At 59.7% G+C, this 8,894-nt stretch carries 8 protein-coding genes and 1 tRNA gene; 6 read left to right on the forward strand and 3 right to left on the reverse strand.

Going from position 1 to position 8,894, the window contains the following annotated elements; all coding sequences use genetic code 11:
• Window positions 1–9: 9 nt before the first annotated feature.
• On the reverse strand, window positions 10–555 hold the full coding sequence (locus ACEQFP_RS05160; protein ID WP_005285406.1) for a YniB family protein: 546 nt from the start codon (window positions 553–555) through the stop codon (window positions 10–12).
• 185 nt (window positions 556–740) lie between these two features.
• Here ACEQFP_RS05160 and hxpB point away from each other — a divergent pair, with 185 nt between their 5' ends.
• The 3 genes from hxpB (at window position 741) to ACEQFP_RS05175 (ending at window position 3,917) form a co-directional block, all read left to right on the forward strand.
• Window positions 741–1,400, forward strand: a complete 660-nt coding sequence (hxpB, locus tag ACEQFP_RS05165; protein ID WP_005285404.1) for a hexitol phosphatase HxpB — start codon at window positions 741–743, stop codon at window positions 1,398–1,400.
• A 160-nt stretch (window positions 1,401–1,560) separates the two neighbouring features.
• Entirely contained in the window at window positions 1,561–2,109 is a 549-nt protein-coding gene (locus ACEQFP_RS05170) for a metal-dependent hydrolase (RefSeq protein WP_005285403.1), read from the forward strand.
• Between the two features lie 419 nt (window positions 2,110–2,528).
• Window positions 2,529–3,917, forward strand: coding sequence for an L-cystine transporter (locus ACEQFP_RS05175; RefSeq protein ID WP_005285395.1), 1,389 nt, complete (start codon window positions 2,529–2,531; stop codon window positions 3,915–3,917).
• A 70-nt stretch (window positions 3,918–3,987) separates the two neighbouring features.
• Here ACEQFP_RS05175 and kdgR read toward each other — a convergent pair whose 3' ends face one another.
• Window positions 3,988–4,776 (reverse strand): DNA-binding transcriptional regulator KdgR, encoded by a 789-nt coding sequence (kdgR, locus tag ACEQFP_RS05180; protein ID WP_005285393.1) that lies wholly within the window; start codon window positions 4,774–4,776, stop codon window positions 3,988–3,990.
• Window positions 4,777–4,979: 203 nt separating this feature from the next.
• Here kdgR and ACEQFP_RS05185 point away from each other — a divergent pair, with 203 nt between their 5' ends.
• Window positions 4,980–6,368, forward strand: a complete 1,389-nt coding sequence (locus ACEQFP_RS05185; RefSeq protein WP_370546786.1) for an MFS transporter — start codon at window positions 4,980–4,982, stop codon at window positions 6,366–6,368.
• An 8-nt stretch (window positions 6,369–6,376) separates the two neighbouring features.
• Here the strand turns inward: ACEQFP_RS05185 and ACEQFP_RS05190 are convergent, their stop codons facing one another.
• Window positions 6,377–7,012 (reverse strand): riboflavin synthase subunit alpha, encoded by a 636-nt coding sequence (locus tag ACEQFP_RS05190; RefSeq protein ID WP_098143251.1) that lies wholly within the window; start codon window positions 7,010–7,012, stop codon window positions 6,377–6,379.
• A gap of 259 nt (window positions 7,013–7,271) precedes the next feature.
• Here ACEQFP_RS05190 and ACEQFP_RS05195 point away from each other — a divergent pair, with 259 nt between their 5' ends.
• On the forward strand, window positions 7,272–8,645 hold the full coding sequence (locus ACEQFP_RS05195; protein WP_370546787.1) for an MATE family efflux transporter: 1,374 nt from the start codon (window positions 7,272–7,274) through the stop codon (window positions 8,643–8,645).
• 170 nt (window positions 8,646–8,815) lie between these two features.
• Window positions 8,816–8,892 (forward strand) — tRNA-Val (locus ACEQFP_RS05200).
• Window positions 8,893–8,894 lie beyond the last annotated feature (2 nt).

Consider the following 8,894-nt stretch of genomic DNA (forward strand, 5'->3'; position numbering starts at 1 on the left):
TGGCCGCGCTTATATCATCCCCAGCAGGCGGAGCACCAGGTAGCCCAGCGCCAACAGGATCAGCGGCAACAGATAAAGTGGGAAGATTTGCAGCAGGATGGTGTGATGAGGGATGACGACACGCTGCTCCAGCTGCGCGCGCGTCTGCCCGGTCTCACCTTTGGCTTGCTCGAGGATCAGATAATCCTCCAGTCCCTCACGAATGTGGCGTACCTGGCGCGTCATACGCGCCCCGGAGGTGCAGAGTGCCATGCCGACAAAGATGAACCAATAGATCACGAAAAACAGCACATTAGCGGCGGTGATCCCCTCACCCCACACCGGAAGCGGCGAATGTTGCCAAAACAGATCCAGAAACGGTGTATTGAAACGCACCATGTCGATCATCACATGAACGAAATCCAGCATCACCGCGTTGATACCCTGCTGCTTTTCACTGTGTTGGTAGAGGAAACCCAACAACGAAATCAACGTCGACAATAGCGCAGGAATGAACACTATCCAGCCCAAGATACGCTTGGCGATCGCCATCCAACCGGCCTGTTGATAGGTCATACTCACCCCTCAGTTACTTAATCCTTAAATTGATGCCGCGCAGTCTACGTGGCTATGCGCGGCGACGCAATCGGCAGGAGGCGCCCGCCACACGCTGCGGGGGGACTTGCACATCATCTGCTTAAACAAAAGCATAGTGAATGATACAGTAAGCGCACTGACTTTCTGCCCACGCAAGGAGCATCATGAGTACTGGACGCATCACCACCGCCCTCTTCGATATGGATGGGTTATTGATAGACTCAGAACCATTATGGCAAAGCAGCGAGCTGGAGATCTTCGCTGAGTTAGGGCTCAACATACACGATGATGTGCCAGAGACGCTGGGCCTGCGCATCGATCAAGTGGTTCGCCTGTGGTATCAACGCCAACCCTGGCGCGGCCTGAGCCAACAGGCGGTGTGTCAACGCATCCTGGATCGGGTACTGGAGCAGGTGCGAGAGACACGCCCGCTATTGCCCGGCGTGGAGGCGGCGCTACGCCTATGCCGCCAGCAGGATCTGCGCATCGGTTTAGCCTCGGCCTCGCCGTTACCCATGCTGCAGGAAGTGCTGAAAATGTTCGCCCTGGAAGAGTACTTCGATCACGTGGCCTCCGCCGAGCATCTGCCCCATAGCAAGCCACATCCGGAGGTCTATCTGGGGGCCGCCGAGGCGCTCGGCAGCGATCCCCTGTCCTGCGTCACGCTGGAGGACTCCTTCAACGGCATGATCGCCACCAAAGCGGCGCGCATGCGTTCGATCGTGGTGCCCGCCGCCAGCGCCTTCGACGACCCGCGCTGGGCCTTGGCCGAGGTCAAGCTGGCATCGCTAGAGCAGTTGCGCGCGCGCGATCTCCAGCCCTGACGCCCCCTCAGCGGGGAGCCACGCACCCGGGGTCGCACAAAAAGGCCCCTTTTCTGTATATTTATACAGCAAACAGCCATCAGTGACGCTGTCACCTATTGCAGAATCGTCTGACTACGATACTCTGGATAAATTCACAGTATTTAGATTAGGCACTCTCATGACGGCGGAAGGCCATCTCCTCTTCTCGGTAGCCTGCATCATCCTGGCGAAGAAGGCCGAGGTGACGCCGGTACTGGCGCACGGTGACTGGTGGCATATGATCCCCGGCGCGTTGCTGACCAGCCTGTTACCGGACATCGATCACCCGCGCTCCTTACTCGGTCAACGGCTACGCTGGATCTCGGTGCCTATCGCCCGTGCCTTTGGCCATCGTGGTTTTACCCATAGTCTGCTGGCCATCGGGGGGGCGCTCTATCTGCTCAACCACGAATGGCCCAGTACCACCTGGGGGATCCCCGCCGATGCCCTCCAGGCGATGATCATCGGTTACCTCAGCCACCTGCTGGCCGACATGTTGACGCCCGCCGGGGTCCCCTTGCTCTGGCCAATCCGTTGGCGCTTTCGTCTGCCGCTACTGGTCACTCGCCAGGGCAATCAGCTAGAGCGTGTACTCTGCCTGGCCTTGGTCGGCTTCTCCCTCTACTGGCAAGGCAATCTGATGCCGCTGATGACCTTGATCCAGCACTATACTGGCCACTACTGGTAACCCTCACGCCCTATCCTCACCACACGTTTTAAGCCGCCTTGCCTCTCCGAGACGAACGGGGCGGCCTGCCAAGCCGATGATAGCGGCCGTCGTCGGCAATCTGCTGACTGCTGCGGACTGTCCGTTGCGTGCACCCTGCATGCTGCCATCGCCCCACCCGGGAGCCCGATCCAGTACGGCACGTCCTAGCGCCGACTCGCGGCGCGATCCCCCGGCGGCCAAGCGAGCACACTACGGGTAACGCGCGCTGACTCACACTCTGCTGGCTGAATTTGCGACAATCTCGCTCTTATCGTTATATTTAATTCCATTTCGTTCTAAAACGGGCAGCGGGAGTACTGATAATCTGTCGCCCACAATGCCGATCGAATGATCGGCCATAACAATGACAACGGCATCTTGGTTGAGAGGACTTTGGGATGAACCTACCGCTTATCGGTAATATCGTGGCGTTTGTCGCGCTACTACTGCTACTGGCGCGCGCGCGCCATACTCATTGGAGCCTGGCGAAGAAAGTCTTGGCCGGTCTGCTACTCGGCGTCCTGTTTGGTCTGGTGCTGCAACTGATCTACGGTGCCGACCATCCGGTGCTCAAGCACTCCATCGCCTGGTTCAATATCGTCGGCAACGGTTACGTCCAACTGCTGCAAATGATCGTCATGCCGCTGGTCTTCGTCTCGATCCTCAGCGCCGTGGTCAAACTGCATAATGCCGCTTCCCTGGGCAAGATCAGCCTGTTAGCGATCGGCACCCTGCTGTTCACCACCCTGATCGCCGCACTGGTCGGTGTCGCCGTCACCGATCTGTTCGGCCTCACTGCCGACGGCTTAGTGCAGGGCAGTCAGGAGAGCGCGCGCCTGCAGATGATCGAAGGCAGTTACGCCGGTAAGGTCGCCGATCTCAGCGTGCCGCAGCTCATCCTCTCCTTCATTCCGAAGAATCCGTTCGCCGAATTAACCGGCGCCAGCCCGACGTCGATCATCAGCGTGGTGATCTTCGCCGCCATCCTCGGCAGCGCGGCGTTGCAGTTACTGAAAGATGATGGCGAACGTGGACCTCGTGTGCTGCAGGGTATCGATACTCTGCAGGCGTTGGTGATGAAGTTAGTACGCCAGGTGATGAAGTTAACGCCTTACGGGGTGTTCGCGCTGATGACCAAGGTGGTCGCCAGCTCGAATATTCACGACATTATTAAGTTGGGCGGGTTCGTCGTCGCCTCCTACCTCGGCCTGGCGATCATGTTCGTGGTGCATGCCCTGATCCTGTCGCTGGTCGGCATCAATCCGCTGCGCTTCTTCCGCAAGGTGTGGCCGGTGCTGACCTTCGCCTTCACCAGTCGCTCCAGCGCCGCCAGCATTCCGCTGAATGTCGAGGCGCAGACGCGCCGCATCGGCATCCCCGAGTCGATCGCCAGCTTCTCCGCCTCCTTCGGCGCCACCATCGGTCAGAACGGTTGTGCCGGCCTCTACCCGGCGATGCTGGCGGTCATGGTCGCGCCGACCGTCGGCATCAACCCCTTCGATCCGATCTGGATCGCGACCCTGGTCGGCGTGGTGACCGTCAGCTCGGCCGGGGTTGCCGGCGTCGGCGGCGGCGCCACCTTCGCCGCGCTGATCGTGCTACCGGCAATGGGACTCCCGGTTACCCTGGTCGCGCTCCTGATCTCTGTGGAACCGTTGATCGACATGGGGCGGACCGCCCTCAATGTGAACGGCGCAATGACTGCCGGTGCGGTCACCAGCCAGCTGCTGCGCCAGACCGATCGCCAGGTATTCGACGCCGACCAAGACGCCGAACTGCAACACTAACCCGCTTAGCGCTACACGCAACGACAACGGGGGCCACTCGGCCCCCGTCTGCATCAAGACTCACTGCGGATCAGAACGGATAACTGTGGCAGCCCATCTGCTCGGAAATGCGGCGCGCCGCCCGGTGCAACATGGCCACATACTCCTGCTTGGCCTCCTCGGAAAAACGTAAGGTCGGGAAAGAGATGCTCAGTCCGGCCACCACGACGCCAAAACGATCAAAGACCGGCACGGCGATGCAACGCAATCCCTCTTCCTGCTCTTCATTATCCTCACCGTAGCCCTGGGCATGCACCTGTGCCAGCGCCTGCTTCAGCTCGGCCACACTGCCGATAGTGTGTGTGGTACTGCGCGTAAAGACGATCTGCTGGCAAATCTCATCGACTTCCGCCGCGTCGCGCCAGGCCAGTAAGACCTTGCCGATGGCGGTACTGTGCAGCGGATTGCGGCGCCCGATACGGGAGTACATGCGCAGGTTGTACATCGAGTCGATCTTATGGATATAAACGATACCATCCTCATCCAGCGCCCCCAGATGAATGGTCTCGCGCGTCAAACGCGATAGCTCACGCATTTCCACATCCGCCAGACGGATCAGGTCAACATTTTGCAGCGCATGGGCGCCGAGCTCGAACAGCTTCAAGGTCAGGGTATACTTCTCCGTCTCGCTATCCTGGGCCACATAACCCAGCGACTTCATGGTCTGCAAGAAGCGGTAGACGGTACTCTTGGACATCAACACCCGCTGCGAGAGCTCGGTGATACCGATCTCCCGCTCTTCACTCAACGCTTGCAGAATGCCAAAGACTTTCAGGACAGAGGAAACGGCATCGGGCTGTTTATCGATTTCTAGTGTCATAGGGTCAGCTCAACCTTATCAAAAAAAACGAACCTGTGTTTCATTATAGTCGGAACAGGAGGGGAATGACAGCCATCAACCCACCGACAATGCAGGCGCTACGGCAAGATAAGATGATTGCCAGCACGCTGATTTACGTGCAAAGTGATAACGGTCACAACTAATCACGCATGCTAATACGTTACGCGTGTTGATAAGGAGTCATGGTGGCGATCAGTCCCCCCCACAGCCTCGATGGTCCGCCCTTACGCCAGCGCTATGGCGCCATGCTGGCCATCGCCTTAGGCATCGCCATCGCCGTACTCGACGGCGCCATCGCTAACGTGGCCTTGCCGAGTATCGCCCATGATCTACGCGCCAGCCCGGCCGATGCCATCTGGATCGTCAATGCCTATCAACTGGCGGTGACCATCTCGCTGCTGTCGCTGGCGGCGATCGGGGAACGCATCGGTTACCGACGTATCTTCCTCGCGGGCTGTCTGCTGTTCAGTCTCACCTCGCTGACCTGCGCCCTCTCCGACTCGTTGCTGACCCTGACCCTATCGCGGGTGTTACAAGGCTTCGCCGCCGCGGCCTTGATGAGCGTCAACACCGCGCTGATCCGCCTGATCTACCCGGCAAGCCAACTGGGACGGGGCATGGGGCTCAACGCCCTCGTGGTCGCAGTCTCCTCCGCCGCCGGCCCGACCATCGCCGCCGCCGTGCTGTCATTGGGTGACTGGCCGTGGCTATTCGCCATCAACATCCCCTTTGGCCTACTGGCCTATCTGATCGGGCGAGGCAGCCTACCGGCCAATCCCGCGACCCCCACTCATGCGCCTTTCGATCGTCTGAGTGCATTGCTCAACGCGTTGACGTTCGGTTTACTGCTGTCGCTGATCAGCGGCGTAGCGCAACGCCAATCACCTAGCGTACTCTGGCTGGAGGGCGTCGCATTGCTGATCTGCGCGACGCTACTGATCCGACGTGAGCGCCAACAGCCACAGCCATTGCTGCCGATCGATCTGATGCGCATCCCGGTGTTCGCCCTGTCCATCGCCACCTCCATCTGTTCGTTCTGCGCCCAGATGCTGGCCCTGGTTTCGCTGCCCTTCTTCCTGCAACGCACCCTCGGCTACGGTGAGGTTGCGACCGGACTGCTCCTCACCCCTTGGCCGCTGGCGACCATGATCGTTGCGCCAATCGCTGGCCGCCTGGTCGAGCGCGTCAACGCCGGCGTACTCGGCAGCCTGGGTATGGCGCTGACCGGTGTCGGCCTCTTGTCCCTGGCCTGGCTGCCGACGCAGCCGGATGATGTCGCGCTCATCTGGCGCATGGCGCTCTGCGGTGCCGGCTTCGGCCTATTCCAATCGCCCAATAACCACACCATGATCGCCTCGGCGCCGCGTCAACGTAGCGGCGGTGCCAGCGGCATGCTGGGCACCGCGCGGCTATTCGGCCAAACGTTGGGGGCCGCCTTGGTCGCCCTGATGTTTAACTGGTTAGGTGACGATCACGGCACACACGGCGCCCTACTCCTGGGCGCGGCCTGTGCCCTCGCCGCCGCCGCCGTCAGCCTGCTGCGCACCCCAGGCATCGCCCAGGCGCGCTGAGGAGAGGGTTACGCCGCCGGTCCACCCTCCGCGATGGCGCGACTGGCTAACACACGCTCGACGGTATCAACCACCGCCTGAGTCTGCGGATCGATCTCGATATTCACCCAGTCACCCAGGCGCTTGGCGCCCAACGTGGTACGTTGCAACGTCTCTGGGATCAGATGAACGCAGAAGCGATTCTTGCTCACCTCGCCGAGCGTCAGGCTGATGCCATCGATACCGATGAAGCCCTTATGCAGCACATACTTCATCATCTCGCTGTCGTTGACGCGGAACCAGATCTGGCGGTTGTGCTCAGAACTGAGGATCTTGACGATCTCCGCCATGCCCATCACATGGCCAGACATCAGATGGCCACCGATTTCATCGTTAAACTTGGCCGCCCGCTCCAGGTTGACGCGATCGCCCACCTGCAATCCGCCCAGGTTGGTGACGCGTAGCGTCTCCTTCATCAGGTCGAAACTGATACGGTCGCCCTCGATCCCGGTGACGGTCAGGCAGACGCCGTTATTCGCCACCGATGCGCCCAACGCTAATCCGGCCAACATCTCCGGCGGCAGCTGTACCACATGGGTACGAAAATTGGGTTTTTCATCGATCGCCAACACCGAGCCGGTGCCCTGAACAATTCCGGTAAACATAATGCCTTCCTCTATTCGCTATTCCGTCTAGGATTAATGCTGATGAGTGTGCCCTAAATTATTCGCAAACCAAAGCATTACGCCGTAAAAGCCCGCCATATGCGGCTCAGCAGTAACATTCCATCGCAATCAGTTTCCATCTAGCGGGCAAGTCGGTAGAATAGTGCGTTCGTCCCCCCTCTATGTGGCTTCATTCACGGTGTGCCGTGGGGATAGGTGCATCCCTCTTTCGTCTGACAACAATCACAAAGGTGTATCCGTGCAGAAGTATTGGCGCGAAGCGCGTAGTTTATTGGCCCTGGCTATCCCCGTCATCATCGCTCAGATTGCCCAAACGGCGATGGGGGTTGTCGATACCGTCATGGCCGGTAGCGTCAGTGCCACCGATATGGCGGCGGTGGCGGTAGGGACCTCGATTTGGCTGCCCACCATTCTGTTCGGTCACGGCTTATTGCTGGCGCTGACCCCCGTCATCGCACAACTGAACGGAGCCGGCAAGCGTGCCAACATTCCGCATCAGGTGACGCAGGGATTCTGGCTCGTCGCCGGCCTCTCCGTGCTGATCATCGTCGTGCTGTATAACGCCGGGTATATCATCGACATGATGGATAATATCGATCCGCTGCTGGCCGAGAAAGCCATCGGCTATCTGCATGCCATTATGTGGGGGGCGCCGGGTTATCTCTGCTTTCAGGTATTGCGCGGATTGTGTGAGGGGTTGTCGAAGACCAAGCCGGGGATGGTCATCGGCTTTATCGGCTTGTTAGTCAATATTCCGATCAACTACATCTTCATCTACGGTAAGTTCGGCGCCCCCGCCTTGGGTGGCGTCGGTTGCGGCGTGGCGACCGCCAGCGTCTACTGGATCATGTATCTGCTGATGCGCAGCTATGTTACCCGCGCCCCTTCACTGAAAGATGTACGCCAGGTACGGCGGTTCGAGCCTGCGGACTGGGCGACGCTGCGCCGGCTGATCGCCATCGGTATGCCGATCGCCCTGGCACTGTTCTTCGAGGTCACCCTCTTCGCCGTGGTCGCCCTGCTGGTGTCGCCACTGGGTATCGTCGCGGTCGCCGGCCATCAGATCGCGCTCAACTTCAGTTCGTTGATGTTTGTGCTGCCGATGTCGCTGGGGGTGGCCGCCACGATCCGGGTCGGCTATCGCCTCGGGCAGGGGTCGACGGACGATGCCCGGATCTCCGCCCGCACCGCCATCGCTGTCGGCATGGCGATGGCGTGCTGTACCGCGATCTTCACCATCGTGCTACGCGAACCCATCGCCCTGCTGTACAACGACGATGCCGCGGTGCTCGCCATGGCCACCCACCTGATGTTGCTGGCGGCGCTCTACCAAATCTCCGACTCGGTACAGGTGATCGGCAGTGGCGTGCTGCGTGGCTATAAGGATACCCGCTCGATCTTCTTCATCACCTTTATCGCCTATTGGCTGTTAGGGTTGCCGATCGGCTACCTCTTGGCCTTGACCGATCTGATCGGGCCAGCCATGGGGCCCAGTGGCTTCTGGATTGGCTTCATCATCGGCCTGACGTCGGCGGCGATCATGATGGCGCTACGAATTCGCTGGCTGCAACGCCAGCCAAAGAGCTGGATCTTGCAGCGCGCCGCCCACTAAATCGGGATGCGATGACGGAAGCGGTGGCCCAGGCTGCCGCTTTTTTCATAAGGCTGCACACTCTGCCAGCAATCGCGTGAATTTCTGGGAAAAAGTGATAATTCCCCCTTGCCAGTCCGGCGATGTGCCGCTAATATTCGTCCCCGTCGTCAGCCACGACGACACCGGATGCGTCCGTAGCTCAGTTGGTTAGAGCACCACCTTGACATGGTGGGGGTCGGTAGTTCGAGTCTACTCGGACGCACCATC

It is taken from the genome of Edwardsiella sp. A.80236 (assembly GCF_044540725.1).
GTDB classification, from domain to species: Bacteria; Pseudomonadota; Gammaproteobacteria; order Enterobacterales; family Enterobacteriaceae; genus Edwardsiella; species Edwardsiella tarda.

Bases quoted from the DNA above. Each gene is read 5' to 3' on its own strand.
- ACEQFP_RS05160 (WP_005285406.1), bottom strand. From the start codon at position 555: ATGACCTATCAACAGGCCGGTTGGATGGCGATCGCCAAGCGTATCTTG.
- hxpB (WP_005285404.1), top strand. From the start codon at position 741: ATGAGTACTGGACGCATCACCACCGCCCTCTTCGATATGGATGGGTTA.
- ACEQFP_RS05170 (WP_005285403.1), top strand. From the start codon at position 1,561: ATGACGGCGGAAGGCCATCTCCTCTTCTCGGTAGCCTGCATCATCCTG.
- ACEQFP_RS05175 (WP_005285395.1), top strand. From the start codon at position 2,529: ATGAACCTACCGCTTATCGGTAATATCGTGGCGTTTGTCGCGCTACTA.
- kdgR (WP_005285393.1), bottom strand. From the start codon at position 4,776: ATGACACTAGAAATCGATAAACAGCCCGATGCCGTTTCCTCTGTCCTG.
- ACEQFP_RS05185 (WP_370546786.1), top strand. From the start codon at position 4,980: ATGGTGGCGATCAGTCCCCCCCACAGCCTCGATGGTCCGCCCTTACGC.
- ACEQFP_RS05190 (WP_098143251.1), bottom strand. From the start codon at position 7,012: ATGTTTACCGGAATTGTTCAGGGCACCGGCTCGGTGTTGGCGATCGAT.